The following is a 26,480-nucleotide window of genomic DNA, read 5'->3' on the forward strand; positions in this document are numbered from 1 at the left end:
ATCTGACGCTGTTTCCTAAGAAAGCGAGCCAACCATACGAAATATTGAATAACAAAGAAGCACGCAGATGCATTAATTAAATCATCTGCGTGCTATTTTCTAGGTTTTTATCCCAAGCTCATATATAGTTTACATTTAATATTAATTAGCTTGAATACATGCTAATCATTAAAATAAAAATCACTAATCTAATACTTTAATTGCTCATTGCCGTTTACGTGGTTTAATAGCAACGGTTCCTCTCATTACACAAATCAATCTATCATTTTGGTCTCTGATATCTATGTTCCAAACTTGAGTCGTACTACCTTCATGTATGATTGTAGCAGTCGCAAATATTGTCCCTTCGGTTGTCGAACCTATATGATTCGCATTCATTTCTAAACCTAGGGGAATGTAATGCTCTGTGTCAATGATTTCAGCAGCCCCCATAGAGCATGCTGTTTCTCCGAGCGCTAAACTCGCCCCACCATGTAAAAAGCCAAATGGTTGTTTTACTTCATCTGTTACTGGCATGGACATAACCATAAGTCCATGTTCTTGTCGCTCTACCTTTATCTTTAAAGCATCAAGCATATTTGCCATTTAAGACACCTCTTTTTTTATTCTTAGATTTATAATATCATAGCCGCTATTGTTCCAAAAATAATTAGAGGAATGTTATAGAAAACAAAGTTTGGAATACATGTATCACGAATGTGATCATGTTGACCATCAACATCTAAACCTGCCGTAGGTCCTAATGTTGAATCACTTGCAGGTGATCCTGAATCACCTAATGCACTTGCTGTTCCTATCAACGCAATCAATGCCATAGTACTTAATCCTAAAGATTCACCTAATGGCACAAATAACGTTGCAATAATAGGTATTGTAGCAAATGATGAACCGATACCTAATGTTACGACCAAACCAATAATGTACATGACAATAATACTAAATAATTTATTCTCACCAATAACATCGCTAAGCCCACTTACTAAATTACCGATATCTCCTGTTTCATTCATTACACCTGCAAATCCATTTGCTGATAAGATTACGACACCTATAAATGACATAATTTTAATACCATCTACAAATTTTTGGTCTAACTCAGTCCACTTGTATGCACGTGAGATGAAGAATACAAGCACACCAGCTAAAGCCCCAAATATCATAGAATCAGTGAACATTTGTACTAAAAACGTAGCAATAATAGAAATAATGGTTACTATGAGGACATATGGTCTAATTTCAATTTCACTCATATCTTTAATATCTTTATGTTCAGAATATTTTCTAGGTTTTCTATAATAATAAATACCTGCAATTAAGCCAACAATATAGCCTAATGAAGGAATCAGCATCGCTTTCCATATCATGCCCATTTCAATTGGATGATCTGCTTTAGAAAATCCGCTTTGAATGATTTGATGGAAAATCTGACCGAAACCATATGGCAATAATACGTATGGCCAACATAAACCAAAGCCAATGATAATAGCAATTTGTCTTCTATCTATATTAAGTTCATTGAACAAACTTATTAATGGTGGTATCACAATTGGGATAAATGCAATATGTACAGGTATTAAGTTTTGGCTCATTACACTCATAATTAAGAGGGCACCGATAATAATCACTTTAACTTTAATACGTGACATTTTACTGTTTTCCGCGTGAATAGCATTGATAATTTTATTTACTAAATAGTCAGTAATACCACTATAAGAAATCAACGCAGCAAACCCGCCTAGTAAAGCATAGCTCAATGCCACTTCTGCGCCATCAACAATATTTTTACCAAATACAGATACAATGTCTGTGACGCTCATACCTGCGATTAAGCCACCAACTAGTGCACTGATAAATAAGCTTATAACAACATTTAATCTACATAAACAGAGTACAATCATCAGTACCACTGCTATAACAACTGCATTTATCACAAAAGCACAACTCCTTTATTACGTTATCGAACTAAAGTATCACGAGATTTATAATAACAATTGCTTATCAAATTGTCAATCCTATCTTGATATTTAGATAAAATATGAATCATTAACCTGCCAACCTTGTGATATAAGGTTAAAAAAACTTCAAGTTAATCTACTAAAATTAACTTGAAGCTTTTGTTTTTAATAGTAATATTGTTACATCTATAGTACACGTAACCATTGTACGATTGTTGATATTAGATAACCTGTAGGTCCCACAGGCCCTTTATAACTTGATTTATTCGTAGTAGCAGGCCCTGCGATATCAAAATGTAAATGTGGTGTATTACCTGCAAAATGATTGATAAATGTTGCTGCAAACAATGCTTTACCTTGACCATTGGTATGGTTAACTAAATCAGCCACTTCACTTTTTCTTATCAGTGCTTGTTCTGTGTCAGTAATCGGTAATTCAAAGACTTTTTCATCCATCATTTGTGCTTGTTGTAGAATAGATTTTAACGTAGTGTCAGCATTTTGATTAAAAACGGCAGCTTTATCTTCACCTAACGCAGCTACAGCAGCGCCAGTTAACGTTGCAAAATCTAATATTATACTTGGCTGAAATTGATTTGCATAAAATACAGCGTCACCTAAAACAAGGCGCCCCTCTGCATCAGTATTTAATACCTCTACTGATTCTCCGCTAAGTGCTGTGTAAACATCATCTGGTTTCATTGCTTCGTCATTCACCATATTTTCGGCAGCGGCAATAATTCCAACAATATTTAGTGGCAGTACTAATTGACGAGCAGCTTCGATCATTCCTATTACATTTGCTGAGCCACACATATCAAATTTCATGGTCTGCATACCTGTTTTTGATTTGATTGAATAGCCACCTGAATCATACGTAATGCCTTTACCTACGAGTGCAATAGGATTTTCTCCTGGTTTTCCACCATTATAAGTCAACGTTATTACGCGTGGACCATTTTTAGAACCTTTACCAACTGCATGAATTAACCCAAAACCTTCTTTTTGTAAAGTTTTATTATCTTTGATATCAACTGATACGATAGTGTCATTAAATTGATTTTGTATCAATTCTGCATAATAAGCTGGTGTCAATATGTTAGGTGGTATATTACTATAATCACGTGCTAAATTAACAGCAGTTGCAATAGCCTCTCCTCGTTCAATAAACTCGACAATGTGATCTTCTTCTGTGTGAATCTCTATTGTTAATTGATAAGGCGCTGATTTATTAGTTTTATAACCATCAAAATGATAGATAGATTGTTTACTTTGTTTACCAAGAATTTCTGCTATTAATTCCGTTTCTACTTTTTGAGATTTAAACGTGTTAAACAACAATGATGCTTTAGTTATCCTTTTGCTATTTAAAGTTTGAAATAAATTTCCGAAGATTTTTAAATAATCATTATATCCTAATGTTTTAGTATTTCCTAAGCCCACAGTAATCAGTTTATGTGCCTTCTCATCTACTTTAAAAAATGTACTCGAAATCGCTCCAACATTGGTGCTGAAAATATGATGTTCTTTTAAAGGGGATAATAAGTCTTTTATGTCATTTCCAGCAATTTGTATCGACTCTAATTGATTTAAATGTTCAGGCACACCTACAATAATTGTTTCTTGTTCAATCTTAGAAGTGTTATTTATAACTGTTTTCATCAAACATCCCTCATTTCAATTTATTCTGTCACATTGTATCATTTTAATGTCGGATCATTATAAAAATGATAGATTATATCATACTATATATAAAATTTGAGGCTGAGACAATTTATGTCTCAGCCTCAATATTTATGGTCAATAGATACATATCTATTGGTTATCAGTTATTAAAATTTACCTTTTTTAAATGCTAAACCAATACCACCAAGTTTGAATACTGCACGTGTATCGATTACTTTTTTCATAAATGCAGCTTTTTTACCTTGGATATCTTTACCATAAACAACACCAACGCCATCGTTAGCACCTAAAGAACATACTGTACCGCGATCAACATATTCAAACTCTTGAGTAGGTTGACCTTCTAAAATATTTTTAATGTTCTTAGCAGTGTGCTCGCCTTCTTGCATTGCAATTTGTGCTGTAGTAGGTAATGGGCGTTCTTCACCAGCTGGAATAAATGCAGAACAATCACCTATTACAAAAATATCATTATAACCATCGATTGTTAAATCTTGATTTGTAACGATACGGCCACGTTTAACGCCTTCGAATGATTCTTCCATTAACTTACTACCACGAACACCTGCTGCCCATACAACTGTATTTGCTTCTAATTGTTGTTCTTCATCATTAACTTTAACTACGAAACCTTTTTCATTTGCAGCAACAATCGGTGTAGCAATTTTAAATTCAACACCTTTACTTTCTAAATAACTAACTGCATGGTTTACTAATTCATCAGAGAATTGAGGTAACATTTTTGGAGCAGCTTCTACACAAGTAATTTTAACTTTTGTTTGATCTACACCATATTTGTTACATAACTCAGGGATACGGTCAGTTAATTCGCCTAAGAATTCAACACCTGTAAAACCTGCACCACCAACGATAATAGCTAAATCTTTATCATCTTTATTTTTAGAAGCAGCGTAGTTAGCAAATTTATCTTCAATATGGCGCGCTAATTTACGTGCAGTTAAAATATTTTCGATTTGGAAAGCATGATCTTTCATACCTTTAATACCAAATGTTTCACTTTCGAAACCTAAAGCAACAACTAAAATATCAAAATCAAAGATTCCTGCATCAGTTTCTACTTTTTTAGCATTGCGATCAATTTTTGTAACTTCTGCTTTAATGAAGTTTACTTTATTCTTATTGATTACGCTTTCAACTGGATATAAAACATCTTCATAACTAATTGTTCCAGCTGAAGCTTCATGTAACCAAGTTGCTTCATAGTGATAATCATTCTTATTGATTAATGTAATTTCAGCTTCATCAGCTGAAAGTTGCTTTTGTAATTTGGTAATAGTTTGTAACCCAGCGTAACCAGCGCCTAAAACTAAAACTTTTTTACGTTCTTGAGCCATTTCATTCACCTAAGCTTTCATAATTTTTTTGTTGCGATCGTCTTTTTATAATTTACTGATTTACATAGAAATTCACAAAAAAGACATTTTTCATCCAACACTAATTTTATAGTTTTTATAGTTTATTTTCAAGCCGAAATGCATATATTGTTTATTTTTTCACATAAACAGATAAAAGACTATAGTTCTAACCACATTTAGTCGAACTATAGTCCATAAACACTCGGTTTATAATTTTTAACAATCTTCTGGGGAACCAGAAACTTTTGCAGTTCTGAATGAACTTCCACAACCACAAGATGCAATTGCATTTGGATTGTCTATTTGGAAGCCACCGCCCATTAACGATTGTTTGAAATCAATTTTTGTACCTTCCAATACTGGTATATCATATTTATCAACTAGCACTTTGACACCGTGAAATTCAAATATTTCATCATTTTCACTAGGTTCAGCTTCTGCAGACATACCATACGTTAATCCTGTGCAACCGCCACCATTAACTTTGATTTTCAAAAAGCCATCTGGCATATCATTCTGTTCCATCATATCTTTAACTTCGTATGCTGCCGCTTCTGTTAGTTCAACTACTGCCATTGAAATTACCTCCCTAAAAAATCCATGTTTCTTCTATATGTGAATAAATATTTTGTAATAAGTCGTCTGGTGATTCTCCTTCAACAATATCACCGTTTACTAATGCATACAAGCCACTTGAACAAATGCCACAATTTTGCAGACATCCATATTCTAAAACGTCTACACCTGGATCATTTTCAAGTTGATTATATACATAATCTCCACCTTTCGCTAAATTCGAAATGCAGAACTCAACTATTGGATTCATATTACACCCTCTCAATTAATTATCAGTTTAGTAATTATAACAAAATCACATCACTTTTGACCACTTACTAGCTTATATGAATTAATCATTCATTTTGTTGTTTTTGTAACAATTCAATTAAAACAAAACACGTTTTCGTATAAAATGCCATTCACACTAATTTTTTATATTGTTATAATCATATTGTATTTTTAAAGATTTATGTTTACAAATTACAATTCATCACGTTTATTTGTAGAAGTATATAAAAAAGCATATAATATATCTAAGTAAGCTTATTATGAAATTGGTATTTCGTTCAATGATGACGAATATGATTTAACCAAATTGTATTTATTGACTTACATTGACGACAAGAGATAAAAATATTATTTATTAACAAAAATAAACTGTATTTTTATCAAATTGCTCAATATATTTTTACTAAAGGGGTATCATAAATGAAAAATTTAGTACTATTGGGTGGCGGATATGGAAATATGCGCATTATGTCTCATATTTTACCATCGGCACTTCCTGAAAATTATTCTATTACATTAATTGATCGTATGCCTTATCATGGTTTAAAACCAGAATTCTATGAATTAGCTGCTGGTACTAAATCAGACAAAGATATTCGTATGAATTTTCCCGATTCAGAACGTATTAATATTGTATACGGAGAAATCAATGATATTAATTTAGAAGATCAAATTATTTCAGTTGGCAACACAAAAGTAGATTATGACGAATTAGTCATTGGACTTGGTTGCGAGGACAAATATCATAATGTCCCAGGAGCAGCAGAATACACACACAGTATCCAAACGTTATCAAGTTCACGGGAAACATTTCATCATATCAGTGAATTACCAAATGGAGCAAAAGTGGGTATTGTAGGTGCGGGTTTAAGTGGCATCGAATTAGCGAGCGAACTTCGCGAAAGCCGTAAAGATTTGCAAATATACTTATATGATCGAGGAGAACGTATTTTACGTCGTTTTCCAGAAAAGCTAAGTCGTTATATAGAAAATTGGTTTAAAAAGAACGATGTAACGGTAGTTCCAAATTCTGATATTAATCGTGTGGAACCTGGTAAAATTTTCAATAACGATGTACCTGAACCATTGGATTTAATCGTATGGACTGCTGGCATTCAACCTGTGGAAATTGTTAGAAATTTACCAATTGACATTAGCAGAGATGGCCGTGTCATCCTAAACCAATACCATCAAGTCCCAACCTATAAAAATGTATACGTAGTTGGCGATTGTGCAGATTTACCTCATGCACCTAGTGCACAACTTGCTGAAGTTCAGGGAGACCAGATTGCTGATGTTATGAAATTACAATGGCAAGGTAAACCTCTACCAGAAAAAATGCCAGAACTCAAAGTTCAAGGCTTCTTAGGTTCCCTTGGTGATAAAAAAGGGTTTGCTTACATCATGGATAGAACCGTTACGGGTCGTTTAGCTTCAATCTTAAAATCTGGTGTGCTATGGTTATACAAATATCACAATGGATAAATTTTAATCAGTAATTATAAAGACACGTCTTCCTATACTTTATTAACATGCGTAAAAAGTATAGGTACGTGTCTTTTTTTAAAATAATTAAATTAATGCGCATCCATAAATTGAGTGATATCTCTCAATTGTACATACCCATCTGAAACGTATTCATCATTCATCGTTACAAGCGGATAGAACAATTCATCATCTTGAATACGCTCAATATATTGTTGATCATGATCAGTTAAATTTTCAGTATCCTTTTCTATATCAATATACGTAAACTCAAATTGGATATCTGGATACTTTCTTTTGAGCAATGGTTGCAACCAATCAAAAGTATTACGCGCTGTTGGCGCATTAACACAGCTTGCACAAACAACATCTGCACCATAAACGACTACACTTACTTTATTCATTTTACTTATCCCCTTTTGTCTCGATTGATAGATTTTTCTTTATATATCTATTATAATAAAAAGATAGACAGAAAATGAAATAATATACTTGAAAGGAGGCATTTCCATGCCAACTGAAAACGTAACAATGTTTGATCAAGTAGCAGAAGTAATTGAAAAACTACGTCCATTCTTACTACGTGATGGCGGCGACTGTTCGCTAGTAGATGTAGAAGATGGCATTGTTAAACTTCAATTGCACGGTGCATGTGGTACATGCCCAAGTTCAACAATCACATTAAAAGCAGGCATCGAACGTGCTTTACATGAAGAAGTACCTGGAGTAGTAGAAGTAGAGCAAGTATTCTAGTTGATCAACTTATAAATAAATTAAACAACAAAAACGTCAAATTTTATAGAATTCTTCGTTTATGAATCTTTCATCAAATAGCTGATTTATAACAAAATGCACTTTCATTTAAACATGAAAGTGCATTTTTATATTAAAACCAGAAATAAAATTGAAAATTGTATGATAGCGAAGTGATTTGACTTTATTGCTTAAATTTATACAAGTCATTCCTGACGTAATCAGCACGCTGTTCATTTTTAATCAAATGCAGAACCGATAAATAAAATCAGTAAACACGATAGAAAATCCATAGTTGCGATTTCCTATCCTAGTCAACATTTTAATCATCATTCAAATCATTCATCCTTAATTTGAAAGTAGTTATTTGCGCATGTGCTGAGCAATGTGCTCACTAATATAAACCCAACCTTTCCATCCTATATGGACGGCATCACTGATAACATAAGGTTCATAATCTTTATCTGTCATGTCGTAAATTTTCCCGCCACGACTAATAACTGTGTTCTTAATTTTATTATATACTTTCTGACGTTTTTCTTTATTTACACCTATGTGATCGTACCATTTTCCATTTGATGGAAGACTAATATATTCAATATCAGCACCAGCCTCTCGCATAGTATCTACCAATAACTCCAAATCTTTAAATTCTGGAGAATTACTATTAAATTCATAATCTCTGTTCACTTTACGCTTATGCTTTTTTATTAATTGCCAATACTCATCTCTAATTTTAAATATATTTGATTGTGAATGTTTAGCACCATAGTATTCAGCTTTATTGCGAAGCATCCCCCAACTGTCATCTTGTGCAGTTACCGGTGTAATATCTGCTAACTCAGTATTTGCAAGAGGTAAATTCGACTTTATTGCTTCAATTTTTTCAAATTGATTCATTTTAAATGATGATACATATTGGTCATTGTCACTAATTTTACCTTTAGCTACTTTTTCTAAATAGTTTCGATTTTCTACATTTTTAAATCTTAATAAACGTTTGGCATAGCGCTGTTTAAGTTCTGGGCTTAAATGCTTTTGCTTAAATAAGCGGTTCAACTGTGCTTTAGACATACGAGCATCAAAATTTTTATTAGTTAATCCATGGTTTGTAAACCATTGCGGCGATATAATAAGTGACATTTTCTTTCCTTTTAAATGATCATATTGTGAGGCTAATTCCACAGCATTAATTAAATCTGTAGAACCACCTGTGCCAATTAGAAATGGTTGCTTAACATGCATATTGTTATCGCGCAACAATATAGATGGATTAAACGGGTCATCTTTCCCAAGTTCACTAGAACCGTAAATTGGATAAAAATGATTCGACTTAAACATCTGCTCTTGGATTAACGTACCTTTTAACACTTGATCTGAGAGTGAAGTACGTTGATTATCTAACGTTTTCTGAGTGATTAATCCACTAAACCAACTAGAAGGTAATATTAAGAAAATCCCAAATAAACATAAACTGATGATAATTGGTATAAAATGTTTTAATTTCATCTTAATTCTTCTAATACCGCTGCAATCTTATTTGGTGTTGCCCATTCATCTCTGTCAAAATCCATAATTGAAACCTCAATATCTAATTTGTTTTGAATTTCTAATAATAAACCGACCGTTTGAAATGAATCTATAATACCTTCTTCAAATAATTCAATGTCAGGATTTTCTTTCACGATATTATTTTCAGTTACTTCAACTAATAAATCTAATACTTGTTCTTTAAATTCCATTATTATTCCTCCTAATTTTAAAACAGTTTTCCTGAAAAAATCAGAAAACCAAATGTTACAAAATGAAATGTTACAACAATACTCAAAGCAGTTGTAAACTGGTTCTGCCAACGTGGACGATGTTTTTTTCTCCATTTTTCATAATAGCCATATCCAATAAATAATGCTGCATGATACAACCCATACAAAATGTAATAAAGTTCTATACCATGCCATATGCCCATTATTAAAAAGTTTAAGAAAAAGGCTATATTCGACATTGCAAATTGACTTTTTAGTAATTTTTTCTTTGACATAAAAAATAATGACCGCATATAAATACAATCTCTAAACCAAAATGATAGTGACATATGCCATCTATTCCAAAAATCTTTAATATTTTTAGCTTTAAATGGCTGGTTAAAGTTTTGTGGCGTTTGAATACCATAAATATAGCTAAACGCAATAGCAAAAAGTGAATATCCGGCAAAGTCAAAAAATAAATATAAACTGTATGCGTACATATATAACCATTTTGTGATAACACCAGAAAAATCGAGCATTAATGGATTAATTGCAAATGTTTGTATCAAATAAGCAATAATATATTTGTATAAAAATCCAAGCATAATGTAATGTATTGCTTTGACAAATAAACCATTATAGTCACTTCCACTCAGAATTTTATTGTCATCTTTCACAAAACGTTTGTAACGATCAATTGGTCCTGAGGAAATGGTTGGAAAAAACGATATAAACTGTACGACTTTCCAAAATTTAATCTCTTTGATTGAGCCATCTCTAATTTCCATTAATAGTTGAACACTTTTAAAAGTAACATACGAAATGCCTAAAAATCCGATGAATTCTATGACTTTAATCTCATGTAGTTTTAACTGTGCCATTCCAAACCACGAACTTTGCATAAATTTCACAACAATAAGTGGCAAAACAGAGAGAAAAATAACCGATATAAATTTTGCTGTTGTATTATTTTTAGCACGAGAATTCCAGTAATATATGATAATCAACACTTGCCAAATTAAATAAAGGATAAAATTTATCAGTTCTAAACTCAAAAAAGCTTGTCCAAATAGATGATGCTTATTCGATGAAAATATTAATATAATCATGACTGCTGTACTCAAACCATTATAAATTTTGCTCTGCTTACCCATAAATCCTAATATAATAACTGGTAACAAAATAACAAATGCTATAAGAAAGAATGTAAAATCGCCGTATGGAATCATTTCTCTATAGCCTCAGCAATCTTTTTACGATCTAATTTTCCATTCATCGTAAGCGGTAATTTCTTCATATATATTAACTTTTTAGGAATCATATATTCGGGCAATACATGTTTTAATTCCGTTTTTATTTCATGAGTCAAAGTTTGAACGTCTTCGTGGGTTTCGCAATCACTTAAAATAACTGCAGCATTTAAATGAATGACTTTGTTATTTTTATAAGTTGGTACAACAACTGCATCTCTGATTTTTGCTAACTTTCGCAATTGAAACTCTATTTCTTCTAATTCCATACGATAGCCGTTTAATTTAATTTGATAATCTATTCTTCCATTAATAAACCATTGGTTATCAATCAATTGTGCTTTGTCACCAGTATAATAAGATTTCTCACCATCCAATTTGGTAAATACTTTTTTTGAACGTATGTCATCTTTGACATACCCTTCACTTACGCATTTACCTGAAATGATAAGTTCACCTTCGTCGGTTAACGATAACTTCGTTCCCGGTTGAGGTATACCTACTGGTAATGGATTATATTGATTTAAAACTTCATCTGTAACTAATATACTTGTGACTGCTACCGTAGCTTCTGTAGGGCCATATGTATTGTAAATGTATGCAGATGGGAACCGTTGAAGCAATAGTTCTGCTGTTTTATGTGCCAAAATCTCACCACAAAAGAAAAATTCTTTCAAATTACTATAATATGTTTCCGTTAAGCGTGGCAGCATAAGACACATTTCCATAAATGAAGGCGTAGATACCCATACATTTATTTTTGCTTCTTCTAACATTTGATTTAATAATTTTGGTTTATTTATCATTACTTTATCTACTAAGTTTAAGGTTCCAGCAGTCATTAAACACGGGTATATAGACATGACAGATAAATCAAATGAAAAAGGCGCTTGATTGAGCCATTGTTGATTTGAACCAACTTGATTGAGTTCTAACATCCAATTTGTAAAAAGATTGAGACTTTCATAACTGATTTGTACACCTTTTGGTGCTCCAGTAGAACCTGATGTAAAAATAGTATAAGCAATATCAGAATCTTTTATATTACTTACTGTGGTGTCATCTTGTTTTACACTTGATAATGAATCTTTTGAAATAAAAGAAACATGCTCTATTTCTATTTGTTCATCAGTAGTATTAAATATATATTGTGGCTCTATTTTATTTATAATTGATAGCATACGATCTTGAGGGATAGAAGTATCTAGGGGAACATAACCACAACCTGCCTTCATACTACCTACCATTCCTACAATCATATACGGGGACATATGCCCGTATAAAATCAATGGTGTTTTAGCATCTTTTAATATCATTGCAAGTTGGTTGGCTAACCGATTTAGTGCTTCATAGGTCAAAATTTCGTCATTATGTTTAACTGCAACTTGATTTGGACAGTTTTCTCCATGTCCTATTAAAGTTTGAATGATGTCTTTCATGATAGTCTCCTTAATTAAAATTCATTGTAAATAAAGTTATTGTGTGTATCACCTGTACCATAAATTAAATATAATGCAATTAATATAGCTAGGTACATTACTGTCAATAACCATGGCTTGAATTTTTGTAAAGCAGTATGTTCTTTATCGTTTTTGTGCATATTTCACCTCTAAAATTTATATAAATTCAACATTAATCATCTTCATTAAATTATTTTTTTATATTTTACACCTTATTGTATATAAGTTATACAACTTTTTCACCAATTAATTATACAATTTTTCCTACATCATTACAATTAAATATTTGTGCATATATATAACAAAATTGTTAGATAGTATATAAATAAATAGAGTATTATTTTAAAATTCAAAAAAACACACAATAAACTCATTTAAAAGAATTTATTGTGTATTAATTTTAACTATTCTAACCCAAGATATAGTAATATACATGAATGTAATGACCCTTTTCATCAAATGCGGTGAGCATCCTCGATTTATTAAGTAAGTTCAAATTACGCTATTTAATGTAATGTTCCTAAAAAATAAGCTGCCAATCACCCGAGCTAAACAGGTAATAAGCAGCTTAAATTCGTTTCAATCATTTATACAACGGGCGTTTTAGGATCTTTTTCGTCTAATACTAGCTTTATATTATCTATGCACAGTTGTATCATTCGGTCTCTTGTTATAACCGATGCACTACCAATATGTGGAAGTATCGTTGCATTGTTCATTGAGAGTAATGGATGTTGCATATCTATGGGTTCCTCTCTTAAAACATCTAAACCACATGCTTTAATTTCTTCATTTTGCAACGCCTTCACTAATGCTTCTTCATCGACAACAGCACCTCTACCGATATTGATAAAAATCGCATCTTTTTTCATCATTTTAAATGCCTTATCGTCAAATTTATCACGTGTTTCTGCAGTTAATGGTGCCGTACAAATGACAAAATCACTCTCTTTTAATAATGTTTCAAATGAAACGTATAATGCACCAAGTGCTTCTTCATCATCTTTATGTCTGGTTCTATTATGATACATTATATTCGTATTGAAACCTTTTAGGCGTCTCGCGAATGCTTTTCCAATATCCCCCATACCATAAATACCAACGTTAGCTTGATATAAATCTTTACCAGCAAATAAATACGGCCCCCAACTCTGCCATTCACCGTTTTGAACATATGTTTCCGCTTCGACTACACGTCTTGCTACTGCAAGCATTAAGGTAAATCCTAATTCTGCTGTCGTTTCAGTTAAAACACCTGGTGTATTCGTCACAACAATACCCTTACTTTGCATCAAATCAATATCTATATTATCATAGCCTACTGCCATGTTTGCTATGACTTTCAGATTTGGTGCAGCTTCAATCACTTCTTCATCCATTATTTCACTTAATGTCACAAAACAAGCAGTTGCGTCTTTTAAAGCAGTTAAAAACTTTTCTCGTGGCATAGGGGTCAATGACGCATCCCAAACTTCTACTTCACCGATGTCCTCTAATTGCTTAATAAATTTCTGTGGAATTTTTCTACTAACTACGATTTTTTGCATTCAATCACTCCTAAATTTCGAGTTCTTTGATTACTTCATTTAAATCTTTAAAACTATATGTTGGCGGTATTGCTTTTTGATTAACATCATCTAAAGTTGATACACCTGTTTGAACATGTATTGTATCAACATCAACATTGATTCCAGAAAGTATATCTGTATCATATAAATCACCTATCATTGCAACTTCAGAGCGATCTAACCCTAAAATTTCCAAGGCTTTATTCATAATAATAGGTTCTGGTTTACCAATAAATATTGGTTCAACACCAGTAGAGACTGACACAACGCTTGTAATCGCGCCATTACCTGGTAAGAATCCACGTTCTTTGGGTATGGATACATCTTTATTAGTTGAAATAAATTTTGCACCGTTTCGAACACCTAGCGTAGCAGTTGCTAATTTTTCATAAGTTACAGCTTCATCCAAACCAATAACTACGTAATCTACATACTCATCATCTTTTATTTTCAAATGATGTTGCGTTAACGCTTTTTCTAAACCTGAGCCACCTAACATATAGATTGAAGCGCCTGGTTTTTCATCAGCAATATATTCTGCAGTTGCTAGAGCAGACGTCACGACTTCATCTGCTGTAGCATCAACTCCCATCGCTTTTAATTTTTCTGCTACTTCTGTAGGTTCTTTGGTAGAGTTATTCGTAACAAATAAATGAGGTATTTGATGCTTGTTTAAGTATTCAATAAACTGCGCTGCACCATCAATTTTTTCATTTCCTTTGTACATCGTACCATCCAAATCAATGAGATATGCTTTGTACTGTTTCATCAAAACTTACTTCTCTCCTTTTTGTCCAAATGCTGTAATAGGCACATTTTCATTATTCAAAAATTGTATTACCTCATCGATAAATTGTTGATAATAATCAAGTGTTTTATCAAAAAGTGGTTTTAACTTTGTAGTATCGAGCTCGTCATAATAATGAACGAATTGTTTTCTAACATCTACAGTTTGGTTAATATTACTTTGAGTATCTTTAGTGATTACATTTTCTAACTCTAAAATATCGATGACATCTTTATAATTGCCTGGATCTCTTAAAATAAAGCCATCAATAATCATATTACCAATATCTACCGATGATTCGATCAACATTTGTGAAATTCTTTCAAATGCATAGTGATTATCTCTATATTTCGGATAATCATTTACCAATTGTTGTAAGTAATTTATTTTTTTATCTAACTTTTCTTTATTAACAAAATACATCTATGTCACCCCTATCATTCTCATCATACCACACCTTTGCAGTCGAATTCATTTATGGTTATACTGTAAACTAAGACTTTTTATTTCATTAAATGATTCGAATGATAAAAAACTTTAATAACTCAATGATGAAAGGGTGTTTATTATGATAGATATGTACCTCTATGACGACGATGAATCATCACAGGTACAATTTGTAGGTTTCGTCGGAGAATATAGTCGTTATGATTTAATGCTCATACAAACTGATCGCCATTTTGGAAAAACAATGGTTTTAAACATGCAAACAAATAAATTTGGCATTATTGGTACAGATGATTTAGAAGAAGAAGGCTATATTGCTTATATTTTAGGTGTAACTGAAAATGAAGGCAATGAAATCACTGAATACCTCAATCAAGTTATACAATAATTACCACGATAAACGCACATGTTTAAGATAATATTGCTTGCATAAAATCACTTCAATTTGTTAGCAATTAGTTTATCCAATATTGCTAATGAAATTAATGCACATGATATGTCACAATGTCATGAATCATTCAATAATAACTGCTTGATGTAAGGCTGAATCACCTACGATAATCAGCCTTTTTCATTAGGCACCATATTTCAATCATAGAAAAAGGCTACGATACTAAACCTTAAATCTCGGTTCAATATCGTAGCCTAACTTATTAATAATATGAAACTAACTCTAAATCTACATCAACTTAATGCTCAGTATCTTGAATTGTTGGTTGGATTTTGACATCTTGTAATTTATTTTCTTCAAAAGGTATTTCTGTATTTTCATCCTCTGTTTCAATTCGGGATTTAATCTCACTTTCAGGAACTTTTCTTAAAATAAAATACGGACATCCAAAATTGCAGTATTCTAATAAATAATCTTGAATTGTCGAAAAGCGCTTACTTAATTCAGCCTTTTTATTCGAGTCTTTATAGAATCCTTTTAACCTTAATTGATCATATCCAAAATCTCCTACAATATAATCATATTTATCTAAAATGTCTGCGTAACGATTTGCAAATAATGTTTCATCAAAACATTCTCTATATTCTTCTATAATTTCAAAATAAAAACTATTAACTTTTATCATTATACTCACCTAATCTAATTTTCATTACTCAATTTAACCATACAGTGTCTGACTTAAAAAGGTTAGTAATCTATTATTATAATTGCTAATAAAAGACTTAGCCCAAAGTGAGTTAACGTGCGTCGTTAATTGCTCTAATTGAACTAAGTCTTTAAATACAATTTCTATATTTTAACTATTAGAATCCATGTTAAGTTGTTCTTCACCTAAGCGATGTCTTTCTTTTGCAGCTTCATTCACTTGCTCATCTGCATGATAAGAACTTCTCACAAGTGGTCCAGCTTGGCAATGTTTGAAACCTTTATCCATTGCTACTTTTCTTAATTTACCAAATTCTAATGGTGTATAGTATTTTTCAACTTTTAAGTGTTTACGTGAAGGTTGCAAATATTGGCCGATAGTCAAGATGTCTACATCATTTGCACGTAAATCATCCATTGTTTCATAAATTTCTTCGTGAGTTTCCCCTAGTCCTACCATTAAACTAGATTTTGTTGGTATATCAGGTTGTAATTCTTTAGAACGTCTTAAGAATTCTAAAGTACGGTCATAAGTCGCTCTAGCACGAACTCTTGGTGTTAAACGACGAACTGTTTCAATATTATGGTTTAAAATATCTGGTTTTGAAGCCATTAATGTTTCTAAAGCTTCGAAGTCACCACCCATATCAGATGGTAATATTTCTATTGAAGTATAAGGGTTACGCTCACGTACTTTACGGACTGTTTCAGCATAAACATTTGATCCAGCATCTCTTAAATCATCACGTGCAACCGCTGTTATAACAACATGTTTTAAATTCATTAATTCAACAGATTCTGCCACACGCTCTGGCTCATCTAAATCTAACTCATTTGGCAATCCGGTTTTAACCGCGCAGAAACGACATGCACGCGTACAAACTGCACCTAAAATCATAAATGTCGCAGTACGACGCTCGCCCCAACATTCATGTATGTTTGGACATTTTGCTTCTTCACACACTGTATGTAAGTTCTTTTCTCGCATCATTTTCTTAAGACCAGTGTAGTTTTCGTTAGTATTCAGTTTTATTTTCAACCAATCTGGTTTACGTAAAATTTCTTCATTTTTAGTAGCCATAACCGTACAATTCCTCCTGATTTCAAATCTGTAATCATTATAACGAAAATCGGATTAAATTAAAACGTAAAATGTAATATTTTAATATTCGAGCAATTTATCTTTATAAATATCTCTTAAAAATTCTGGCATTAAGTAATCTATAGATTGTTCTTTAAGCGTTGGGAAATAACGACCAAATGTATACATATCAACAGTACCTAGCACATAACTTTTATCGTCTTCAATTTCTTCTCCGTTGATAAAATATCTTGCTTCAGATTCGATTAATCCTAAATTATAAAGTATATAACCACCAAATATATCTCCTCTAAAACCTAAACCTTGTGCATGTTCATTTAGATATTCTTGCTTTTGACTTTTAATGATTATATTTTTTAATTCTAGACCGTTTAAGCGGATGCGAACAGCATTAATAGGATGAGGTAACATTTGATGTATATCAAATTCCGTCACTTGATCCGCTGAAATACCTTTTACAATCAATCCTGCATTAATAATTGTGCAGTCAGCATTCGTAAATTCAAATATACTTTCAGCTAACATATAAGACGTCTTTGTTATTACATCTGTCCTTCTCTGCAAATCAACTGGTCTATTAATAACTGGATCGCTTAACAGTGCTTTACCTTCTTTTTCGAAATGTGTTTCTACTTCCGGCAAAGTGTCTACTGGATAAATCACTGCTTGTTTATCTACAACTTTTTTTTGGTCTATCTCTAATGTTACTTCACCTAAAAAGTGACCATATTTACCAGCAGCTGCCATTAGCACACCATTATTCATTTCACCATTTTCAAAATAATGATGTGTATGACTACCCAATATTAAATCAATTTCAGGAATTTCTTGGCATAATTTTTCATCAAAAAACACACCCACATGACTCATAATAATCAATAAGTCATACGCATCTTGATGTGCGCTAATTTCATCTTTAATCGCTTCTAATGGATTCGTAACAACCCAATCCAAAGCCCTATAAAATGGTGTGAATGGCGCAGTGGCTGCAACAAATAAGATTCTCACACCTTCAATCTCTTTGATGATTGATGATGTAATATTTCGAGGTAAGTCACCCTGTTCGTCAAAAACATTTGCACAAGTTACATCAAATTCTGCATTGTCATAAAGTGTGTTTAATGCATCATGTGATATTGTCATACCTTCGTTATTACCAATAGTTGCTATATCACAATGTGCTTGATTTAAAAGCTCAACATTTTTGATTCCCATAGTAGCTTCTGTAACAGGAGCAGATAAATCTACATGGTCTCCAATATCTAAATAGAGCGAGGGATGATTTAATTTTGGTCTCTCTTGAGCTAAATATTCGGAAATACGAGCATACTCATGCAAATGACTGTGAATATCATTTGTATGGTAAATAGTTAATTTCACCTTGGTACCCTCCTCTTAGTTTATAAAAATGACTTAATAATTAAATATAGTCCCATTATAAGCATAACTGTTCTTAATAACATAACCACAGTATTTGATTGTATGGATTGATTGACTTTTACACCAATTTTCGCACCCAAATAGCTAGAGATGATTAATACAATAGAATATACCCAAGCTACATGTCCTTGTGCAATATGTCCAATAGAACTCATCACGCTGGAAAAGAATATCATCATCATACTTGTACCAACTGCGACATGTGGTGGAAATCTAAAAACAATTAACATTAGCGGTGTCATAAGTGCACCACCACCAATACCAAACAATCCCGTCAAAACACCTATAAATAACGTTGATATAAATGCCACAATTGGCGGAACACTATAATGATGTATTTTTCCATAACCGTCTACATATGTACGCTCATACTTAGGCTTATTAAACATTTTCATTGGTTTTATATTATTTCTTATCATAAGCAGAATTGCTACGAATATTAAGAAAATACCAAAATATAAATTAAAAGAATCTAAAGTTAAAAAACGACTTAAAATTGATCCAACCAAAGAGCCTGGTAACAAACCAAATAAAAAGATGGAACCATTTTTGACGTCAACTTGTTTCGTTTTTAAATAACCTAATGTTGACGATAGTCCTGTCACGATTAATATTAATGAAGATGTTCCTATGGAAATCTGAGGTGTGATGCCATGTAGTAAATCATTTTCTACGCCCAAATAAACTAAAGTTGGGACGATGATAATACCGCCACCAATGCCCACAAGTGAACCCAATATGGCTGATAAACCACCAATTAAAATCAAAATGATTATTGTTAACATATCTGACCGCTCCTAAAATAATTTTAATTGTTGTGGTGCTAAGCCTTCATAATCAATGCCTAATAATGTTTGGTATGTTTTAGCATTTTGTGCAGCATGACCACCGGAGTTATTATTAAACACGACATAAATATTTTTAGCTTTTTGTTCTAATAATTTCACTTTTTGCGCTAAATCATTAAGTTCTTGCTTATTATAATCATACAAATATCTAACGTCTCTCCAAGCTTCATCCGTCATGTCTTTTTTTGTCCATCCATGTTCATTTCTACCATGATAACGCACAAATGCTGTTTCGTTTGTAATACGATTGACTAATGGTATAGAACCTTGGCCTACTTGTGGTTCATCACATACCGCATGTATCATGTCATGTTCAGTTAAAAAAGCTAACGTTTCTTCTTTATACTTATCATTAAACCAGGATTGATGTCTAAATTCTATACAGACAGGAAAATCCTTCAACTGTTCTCGTACATATCGAATATATTTAATGTTTTGAACTGTGCAGTCAAACCAAGGTGGAAACTGTACTAATACCATCGCTAACTTTTGTTCAGATTTTAATGGCGCTAACATCGCTTTAAACTGATCAAAAAGTATTTGTCTTGATTCAGCAAAATCATGATAATCTGCATGAAGTGTTAATGCCTGATGAATTTTAACAATAAATTGAAACCTCTCAGGCGTCTCTCTTATCCATTTCCTAATATTTCTTTCAGGTTGTATCGCATAATACGATGCATCTAATTCTACAATGGGAAAATGACTTGCATATGTAATCAACTTATCTGATTTACGCTGTAAATCTTCGTACAAAGTATCATGGTCTCCCCAACCTGTTAAACCAATATTTATCATAGTATCACCAGTTACATGATACCATAGATGAATTATAAGATTCACTTGATTAAATTTTATTCTTCAATTATTTCAACGGTTAAAGTTAAGAAAATCAACGGTCATTTTAAAAGATTCCATAGATACAAAAATCAAAAAAGTTGCTATCATTTATTAAATAGCAACTTTTATTAAAACATCTAAAGATTAATCATCATTGAGTATGCGTTCTGTTTCTTGTACGATATCAGCTATCAATTGAGCAGCTGAATTCGGTTGGGATAACCTTGGACTTTGTCCGCTCCATAAATGCGTCCATTGTTCCTTACCTAAATCAGCTGCAGTTTTACGAATACTATTCGTCAATTGATTTTGAATAGGATAATCTGGAATATCATCAGCATAACTTTCCATCTTGTGTATAAATTCATTATCGATACCTCTAGCTGGTTTTCCCGTAAAGGCTTTTGTGATAACAGTATCTGTTTCTTTGCTCTGCTGTATTGCATTTTTATATAATGTTGAAGCTCCACTTTCTTCTGAAGTTAAAAATGCTGTTCCCATTTGTACAGCCTCAGCACCTAGCACCATACTTGCAACCACACCACGTCCATCCATAATGCCTCCTGCTGCTATAACTGGAATAGATATATTATCCACGATTTGTGGTATCAATGACATGGTACCAACCAATGGCGTGTGTTCACCAGAAGTCACAGTGAAAGAACCTCTATGACCACCCGCTTCACTACCTTGAGCAATAATCGCATCCATTCCTGCGCTTTCATTGGCTTTCGCTTCTTCAACAGAGGTTGCTGTGCCTACCACAGTAATCTGACGCGCTTTCAATTTTTTGATAATATTTTGATTTGGGATCCCAAAAGTAAATGATACTACAGGAACCCCTTTTTCAATCACCATATCTATGGCATCGTTAAATTGCTGTTCTTCACTAATATCAATCACAGGTTCCTCTAAGTTTAAAGCTTTTCTATAAGGTTTTAACCATGCATTCATGTGTTCTACATTTTCTGGAATATATAATTGTTCACTTGGAACAAATAAATTAACGGCAAAGGGTAAGTCAGTTAATTCTTGCACATAAGTTATCTCAGAATCTAATTTTTCTGGAGTAAAATAACCTGCTCCAATCGTACCAAGTCCTCCACTATTACTGACAGAAGCTACTAATTCCGGTGTCGTACTACCTGCCATACCTGCCTGTATGATTGGAAGCTTGATATTCAACATTTTGGTCACCTTTGATGAAAAGTGCATACAAAACACTCCTTTTATTGAAATACAATAACCTAAATATCACTGAAAATTTATTACTAAAGTTTTTATTTTTTATTATAAGCTTGCATTTGTGCGTCTAATTTTTCTCGTTCTTGTTCATCCATTTCATCTTCAATTTCCATACCTAGCATCTCTTCAATCAAGTCTTCATGAGACACAATGGCATCTGTGCCACCAAATTCATCTAATACAATCGCTAAATGTTTGCGCGACACAGTCATTTTTCTGAGCACCCATTCTGCTCTATTATGTTCATTCACAAATAAAGGTTCTGAAGTATATTGTAAAATATCATTTGACTTTTCTTTACTCCATGCTAACAAATATTTTGAATGGAAAATGCCAATAATATGATCGATATCACCATCATATACTGGATAACGTGTATATGGATTCGTCACGACAGTATCATATGCATCTTCATAAGATATATCAGCCGGAAACGCGGTTACATTAATCCTCGGTGTTGTATCAATATTGGTTATTTTTAATTGTTCAAAATCCATAACACCTTGGATTCGATTTCGTTCCATTTCATTAAATGCACCTTCGCTACCTGCAATTGTAACCATCTGTCTAATTTCTTCTTTTGATAACCGTTGTTGATCTTCTTGTCCTTTGGAAAGTAAATTATTAATCATATCCGTTAACCAGTTTAACAATTTCGTAATTGGTTTAAATATTGTGACAAAAAATGCAATTGGCGTGTAAACCAATCTAGACATACGATCTGGATAAGTTGCAGCAACAGATTTTGGAATTACTTCAGAAATAATGATGATAGCAACCGTTGTCACTGCAGTAGCTATACCAACGTTCACGCCAATATCCACTGCTAAGACTGTCACCAATGTAGGTAAAATAATATTCGCAATATTATTTCCAATTAAAATTGTAGTAATAAACTCACTGGGTTTTGTAAGTAGTTTTGATAATTTAGCGGATTTTTTATCTCCATTTTCAGCTTCAGTTTGTATTTTCATCCTATTTGCAGCAGTTAAAGCTGTTTCACTACCAGAAAAGAAGAATGAAGCAAATAAAAGTATGATTATAGCAATAATCATATCAGCATAACTCCTTTTTTGTATTCTATAAAATTTTAAACGATATGTATCAATTCCCTCATATTACAATGCATAAACGCATTTCTAACTATTAGAACTACGTTTTCAAAACAATACGAATAAAAAAACACGAGGTGATACAAATTTGAATCCCAAAAGTATACGGGTATCAAAATAGTATCACTCGTGTTTTATATTTAATCATTTACTGTAAAACCAAATTTTTGATTACCAATTTTTAGCCGATTGAACCTTCCATTTCAAATTTGATAAGACGATTCATTTCAACAGCATATTCCATTGGAAGCTCTTTAGTAAATGGTTCAATGAAGCCCATAACGATCATTTCTGTTGCTTCTTCTTCAGAAATACCACGGCTCATTAAATAGAATAATTGTTCTTCAGAAACTTTTGATACTTTAGCTTCATGTTCTAATGAAATATTATCATTAAATACTTCATTGTATGGAATTGTATCTGAAGTTGATTCATTATCTAAAATTAAAGTATCACATTCAATGTTTGAACGTGCGCCTTTAGCTTTACGACCAAAGTGTACGATACCGCGATAAATTACTTTACCACCGTCTTTAGAAATTGATTTAGATACAATCGTAGATGAAGTGTTAGGTGCTTTATGAATCATTTTTGCACCAGCATCTTGAACTTGACCTTTACCAGCGAAGGCAATAGATAACGTACTACCTTTAGCACCTTCACCCATAAGTACACAGTTTGGATATTTCATCGTTAATTTAGAACCTAAGTTACCATCAACCCATTCCATATTACCATTCTCATGTACTAATGTACGTTTTGTAACTAAGTTATAAACGTTATTAGCCCAGTTTTGAATTGTAGTATAACGCACATGGGCATCTTTGTGGACGATAATTTCAACTACAGCTGAGTGTAGTGAACTTGTTGTATAAACCGGAGCCGTACAACCTTCTACATAGTTAACTGAAGCACCTTCATCTGCAATGATGAGTGTACGTTCAAATTGTCCCATGTTTTCAGAATTAATACGGAAGTACGCTTGTAATGGCGTATCTAGCTTAATATTTTTCGGTATATAAATGAATGAACCACCAGACCAAACAGCTGAATTAAGTGCTGAGAACTTATTATCTCCAGCTGGCACAACTGTTGAGAAATATTGTTTAAATAGGTCTTCATTTTCTTTTAATGCAGTATCAGTATCTTTAAAGACGATACCTTTTTCTTCAAGTTCTTTTTCCATATTGTGATAAACAACTTCGGATTCATATTGGGCTGAAACACCGGCAAGGTATTTTTGTTCAGCTTCAGGGATACCTAATTTATCAAATGTACGTTTGATTTCTTCAGGCACTTCATCCCATGAACGTTCAGTTTGTTCAGATGGCTTAACATAATAAGTGATATCATCAAAATTCAATTCTGATAAATCGCCACCCCATTGAGGCATAGGCATTTTGTAGAATTGTTTTAATGCTTTCAATCTATAATTAAGCATCCATTCTGGCTCTTCTTTCATATTTGAAATTTCACGGACGATATTTTCTGTTAAACCGCGTTCTGATCTAAAAATGGAAACATCTTCATCATGGAAACCATATTGGTAATTACCCACATCAGGTGCTTTTTTAGCCATTTAAATCACTCCTTTTATATATTAAAACGACTCGCGTCAAGACAACTTCGTTTGTAGTTACATCGTATTACAACTAATCTTGGTGTTATGTCTAGTGTGAATGGAAATTTACACAATGTCAACGTATCAACATGGATTAGTCTTCTGTATTTCCTTCTTTTTCAACTGTACCTTTTTCTAAAGCTTTCCAAGCCAAAGTAGCACATTTAATTCTAGCTGGGAATTGAGAAACGCCTTGCAGCGCTTCAATATCTCCCATTGCTTCACTGATTTCATAATCTTCACCAAGCATCATTTTTGTGAATTCTTGACTCATTTGCATTGCTTCAGCTAAAGAGTGACCCTTTACTGCTTCAGTCATCATTGAAGCACTAGACATTGAAATTGAACAACCTTCTCCATCAAATTTTGCATCTTTGATAAAACCATCTTCAATATCAAACGTAAGATGAATGCGATCCCCACAAGTTGGATTATTCATATCAACTGTCATTGCACCAGTATCTAAACGCCCTTTATTTCTAGGGTTTTTATAATGATCCATAATGACTGAACGATACAACTGGTTTAAATTATTAAAATTCATATGAGAAAAACTCCTTCGTTTGCTTCAAGGATTCTACTAATTGATCAATATCTTCTTTAGTATTATAAATATAGAAACTTGCACGTGCAGTTGACGATTGATTCAACCATTTCATCAATGGTTGCGCACAGTGATGGCCTGCTCTAACTGCAACACCTTCAGTATCCACTGCAGTCGCTACATCATGAGCATGAACATCAGCCATATTGAACGTTATAACACCCGCACGTCTGTCTTTTGGTGGCCCATATATTTCTATACCTTCAATTTCAGACATCTTATCATAAGCATACGTCGTCAATTCATGTTCATGTGCTTGTATCGCATCAAAACCTAGGTTTTCAATATAACGGATTGCTTCAGCCAAACCAATCGCTTGCGCAATTAATGGTGTACCCGCTTCAAATTTCGTAGGTAAATCAGCCCATGAAGCATCATATTTTTCAACAAAGTCAATCATATCTCCGCCAAACTCGACTGGCTCCATTTTATCTAGCAAGGCACGTTTACCATATAATACTCCGATACCCGTAGGTCCTAGCATTTTATGGCCACTAAAACTATAAAAATCAACATCTAGTGATTGCATATCTAAATCCATATGTGGCGCTGCTTGTGCACCGTCTACGCTTACGATAGCACCATGTTCATGAGCAATATCAGTAATAGTCTTAATGTCATTAATTGTACCTAATACATTTGAAACGTGTGTAATAGCGACAATTTTTGTATTATCATTAATTGTTGCTTTTATATTTTCAATTGTAAGTTCACCATCATCTGTCATTGGAATGAACTTTAAAGATGCATGCTTACGCTTAGCCAATTGTTGCCAAGGCACGATATTGGCATGATGTTCCATTTCAGTGACTACAATCTCATCACCTTCTGAAATATTCGCATCTCCATAACTATGTGCAACAATATTAATTGATGCTGTAGTACCACGAGTGAAGATAATTTCTTCAAAATATTTTGCATTAATAAAACGTCTGACTGTTTCACGTGCGCTTTCATAACCATCAGTTGCTAATGATCCAAGTGTGTGTACACCACGATGTACGTTAGAGTTATAACGCTTATAATAATCCGCTATAACATCAATAACTTGTATTGGTGTTTGACTAGTAGCAGTTGTATCTAAATAAGCAAGGCGATTATTGTTAACTTTTTGGTTGAGAATTGGAAAGTCTTTTAATATTTCGTTAACATTTAATGATTGGGTCAAATTATCCACAGACCTTTCTTAATTTAAAAAATCAATAAAGAAACCG

28 protein-coding genes are annotated in these 26,480 nt (G+C 32.8%); 3 read left to right on the forward strand and 25 right to left on the reverse strand.

The features are described from left to right. Positions 1-204: 204 nt before the first annotated feature. From AB1J10_RS03890 to AB1J10_RS03915, 6 genes are all read right to left on the reverse strand, one after another. Positions 205-585 carry a PaaI family thioesterase gene (locus AB1J10_RS03890; protein ID WP_046207526.1) on the reverse strand — a complete coding sequence of 127 codons (381 nt, stop codon included), beginning with the start codon at positions 583-585 and terminating at the stop codon, positions 205-207. A gap of 29 nt (positions 586-614) precedes the next feature. Next, positions 615-1,931, reverse strand: coding sequence for a Na+/H+ antiporter family protein (locus AB1J10_RS03895; protein WP_046207525.1), 1,317 nt, complete (start codon positions 1,929-1,931; stop codon positions 615-617). A 210-nt stretch (positions 1,932-2,141) separates the two neighbouring features. Then, positions 2,142-3,617: a M17 family metallopeptidase gene (locus AB1J10_RS03900; RefSeq protein ID WP_070039187.1), complete on the reverse strand. Its 1,476-nt coding sequence runs from the start codon at positions 3,615-3,617 to the stop codon at positions 2,142-2,144. Between the two features lie 170 nt (positions 3,618-3,787). Next, entirely contained in the window at positions 3,788-4,996 is a 1,209-nt protein-coding gene (locus tag AB1J10_RS03905) for an NAD(P)/FAD-dependent oxidoreductase (RefSeq protein WP_046207523.1), read from the reverse strand. A gap of 237 nt (positions 4,997-5,233) precedes the next feature. Beyond that, on the reverse strand, positions 5,234-5,593 hold the full coding sequence (locus AB1J10_RS03910) for a HesB/IscA family protein (protein WP_046207522.1): 360 nt from the start codon (positions 5,591-5,593) through the stop codon (positions 5,234-5,236). A 13-nt stretch (positions 5,594-5,606) separates the two neighbouring features. Then, complete coding sequence (locus AB1J10_RS03915; RefSeq protein WP_019469672.1) at positions 5,607-5,843, reverse strand: YuzB family protein; 237 nt, start codon at positions 5,841-5,843, stop codon at positions 5,607-5,609. Positions 5,844-6,283: 440 nt separating this feature from the next. On the opposite strand from AB1J10_RS03915, the gene AB1J10_RS03920 reads away from it, so the two are divergent. Then, positions 6,284-7,348 carry an NAD(P)/FAD-dependent oxidoreductase gene (locus tag AB1J10_RS03920; protein ID WP_064209459.1) on the forward strand — a complete coding sequence of 355 codons (1,065 nt, stop codon included), beginning with the start codon at positions 6,284-6,286 and terminating at the stop codon, positions 7,346-7,348. 92 nt (positions 7,349-7,440) lie between these two features. Here the strand turns inward: AB1J10_RS03920 and AB1J10_RS03925 are convergent, their stop codons facing one another. Then, complete coding sequence (locus AB1J10_RS03925; RefSeq protein WP_064209460.1) at positions 7,441-7,752, reverse strand: YuzD family protein; 312 nt, start codon at positions 7,750-7,752, stop codon at positions 7,441-7,443. Between the two features lie 106 nt (positions 7,753-7,858). Here AB1J10_RS03925 and AB1J10_RS03930 point away from each other — a divergent pair, with 106 nt between their 5' ends. After that, positions 7,859-8,101 (forward strand): NifU family protein, encoded by a 243-nt coding sequence (locus tag AB1J10_RS03930; RefSeq protein WP_019469675.1) that lies wholly within the window; start codon positions 7,859-7,861, stop codon positions 8,099-8,101. Between the two features lie 363 nt (positions 8,102-8,464). Here AB1J10_RS03930 and dltD read toward each other — a convergent pair whose 3' ends face one another. The 8 genes from dltD to AB1J10_RS03970 all read right to left on the reverse strand — a co-directional run bounded on the left by dltD (position 8,465) and on the right by AB1J10_RS03970 (position 15,334). Continuing rightward, entirely contained in the window at positions 8,465-9,610 is a 1,146-nt protein-coding gene (gene dltD / locus AB1J10_RS03935; RefSeq protein ID WP_070039185.1) for a D-alanyl-lipoteichoic acid biosynthesis protein DltD, read from the reverse strand. Further along, complete coding sequence (dltC, locus tag AB1J10_RS03940) at positions 9,607-9,843, reverse strand: D-alanine--poly(phosphoribitol) ligase subunit 2 (protein ID WP_046207518.1); 237 nt, start codon at positions 9,841-9,843, stop codon at positions 9,607-9,609. Before dltC ends, dltD begins: the two co-directional genes overlap by 4 nt. Before the next feature lie 17 nt (positions 9,844-9,860). Beyond that, the gene (dltB, locus tag AB1J10_RS03945) at positions 9,861-11,075 is read right to left on the reverse strand and encodes a D-alanyl-lipoteichoic acid biosynthesis protein DltB (protein ID WP_070039183.1); all 1,215 of its coding nucleotides are present in this window, start codon (positions 11,073-11,075) and stop codon (positions 9,861-9,863) included. After that, the gene (gene dltA / locus AB1J10_RS03950; RefSeq protein ID WP_070039180.1) at positions 11,072-12,535 is read right to left on the reverse strand and encodes a D-alanine--poly(phosphoribitol) ligase subunit DltA; all 1,464 of its coding nucleotides are present in this window, start codon (positions 12,533-12,535) and stop codon (positions 11,072-11,074) included. The genes dltB and dltA overlap by 4 nt, the downstream gene beginning before the upstream one ends. Before the next feature lie 14 nt (positions 12,536-12,549). Then, complete coding sequence (locus AB1J10_RS03955) at positions 12,550-12,696, reverse strand: teichoic acid D-Ala incorporation-associated protein DltX (protein ID WP_070039178.1); 147 nt, start codon at positions 12,694-12,696, stop codon at positions 12,550-12,552. 447 nt (positions 12,697-13,143) lie between these two features. Beyond that, positions 13,144-14,103: a 2-hydroxyacid dehydrogenase gene (locus tag AB1J10_RS03960; RefSeq protein WP_064209464.1), complete on the reverse strand. Its 960-nt coding sequence runs from the start codon at positions 14,101-14,103 to the stop codon at positions 13,144-13,146. 10 nt (positions 14,104-14,113) lie between these two features. After that, positions 14,114-14,893 carry a TIGR01457 family HAD-type hydrolase gene (locus tag AB1J10_RS03965; protein ID WP_070039176.1) on the reverse strand — a complete coding sequence of 260 codons (780 nt, stop codon included), beginning with the start codon at positions 14,891-14,893 and terminating at the stop codon, positions 14,114-14,116. A 6-nt stretch (positions 14,894-14,899) separates the two neighbouring features. Further along, the gene (locus tag AB1J10_RS03970) at positions 14,900-15,334 is read right to left on the reverse strand and encodes a DUF86 domain-containing protein (protein ID WP_046207512.1); all 435 of its coding nucleotides are present in this window, start codon (positions 15,332-15,334) and stop codon (positions 14,900-14,902) included. Between the two features lie 145 nt (positions 15,335-15,479). Between AB1J10_RS03970 and AB1J10_RS03975 the strand changes: the two genes are divergently transcribed. Beyond that, a complete protein-coding gene (locus AB1J10_RS03975; protein ID WP_046207511.1) occupies positions 15,480-15,746 on the forward strand; it encodes a DUF3055 domain-containing protein in 267 nt (88 codons plus the stop codon). Positions 15,747-16,047: 301 nt separating this feature from the next. Here AB1J10_RS03975 and AB1J10_RS03980 read toward each other — a convergent pair whose 3' ends face one another. From AB1J10_RS03980 to AB1J10_RS04025, 10 genes are all read right to left on the reverse strand, one after another. Next, the gene (locus tag AB1J10_RS03980; RefSeq protein WP_070039173.1) at positions 16,048-16,434 is read right to left on the reverse strand and encodes a YutD family protein; all 387 of its coding nucleotides are present in this window, start codon (positions 16,432-16,434) and stop codon (positions 16,048-16,050) included. A gap of 171 nt (positions 16,435-16,605) precedes the next feature. Then, complete coding sequence (gene lipA, locus AB1J10_RS03985) at positions 16,606-17,535, reverse strand: lipoyl synthase (protein ID WP_046207509.1); 930 nt, start codon at positions 17,533-17,535, stop codon at positions 16,606-16,608. Between the two features lie 81 nt (positions 17,536-17,616). Next, a complete protein-coding gene (locus AB1J10_RS03990) occupies positions 17,617-18,936 on the reverse strand; it encodes a bifunctional metallophosphatase/5'-nucleotidase (protein WP_046207508.1) in 1,320 nt (439 codons plus the stop codon). Positions 18,937-18,956: 20 nt separating this feature from the next. Beyond that, a complete protein-coding gene (locus AB1J10_RS03995; protein WP_369003013.1) occupies positions 18,957-19,781 on the reverse strand; it encodes a sulfite exporter TauE/SafE family protein in 825 nt (274 codons plus the stop codon). Positions 19,782-19,793: 12 nt separating this feature from the next. After that, positions 19,794-20,642 carry a DUF72 domain-containing protein gene (locus AB1J10_RS04000; RefSeq protein WP_070039170.1) on the reverse strand — a complete coding sequence of 283 codons (849 nt, stop codon included), beginning with the start codon at positions 20,640-20,642 and terminating at the stop codon, positions 19,794-19,796. 186 nt (positions 20,643-20,828) lie between these two features. Then, a complete protein-coding gene (locus tag AB1J10_RS04005) occupies positions 20,829-21,899 on the reverse strand; it encodes an NAD(P)H-dependent flavin oxidoreductase (protein ID WP_046207505.1) in 1,071 nt (356 codons plus the stop codon). A 65-nt stretch (positions 21,900-21,964) separates the two neighbouring features. Beyond that, positions 21,965-22,984, reverse strand: coding sequence for a hemolysin family protein (locus tag AB1J10_RS04010; RefSeq protein WP_070039167.1), 1,020 nt, complete (start codon positions 22,982-22,984; stop codon positions 21,965-21,967). Between the two features lie 238 nt (positions 22,985-23,222). Further along, the gene (sufB, locus tag AB1J10_RS04015; protein ID WP_046207503.1) at positions 23,223-24,620 is read right to left on the reverse strand and encodes a Fe-S cluster assembly protein SufB; all 1,398 of its coding nucleotides are present in this window, start codon (positions 24,618-24,620) and stop codon (positions 23,223-23,225) included. Positions 24,621-24,756: 136 nt separating this feature from the next. Further along, positions 24,757-25,206: a Fe-S cluster assembly sulfur transfer protein SufU gene (sufU, locus tag AB1J10_RS04020; RefSeq protein WP_046207502.1), complete on the reverse strand. Its 450-nt coding sequence runs from the start codon at positions 25,204-25,206 to the stop codon at positions 24,757-24,759. Beyond that, positions 25,196-26,434 (reverse strand): cysteine desulfurase, encoded by a 1,239-nt coding sequence (locus tag AB1J10_RS04025; RefSeq protein ID WP_046207501.1) that lies wholly within the window; start codon positions 26,432-26,434, stop codon positions 25,196-25,198. Before AB1J10_RS04025 ends, sufU begins: the two co-directional genes overlap by 11 nt. Positions 26,435-26,480: the final 46 nt, after the last annotated feature.

It is taken from the genome of Staphylococcus cohnii species complex 1663, assembly GCF_041008415.1.
Classification (GTDB): Bacteria; Bacillota; Bacilli; order Staphylococcales; family Staphylococcaceae; genus Staphylococcus; species Staphylococcus ureilyticus.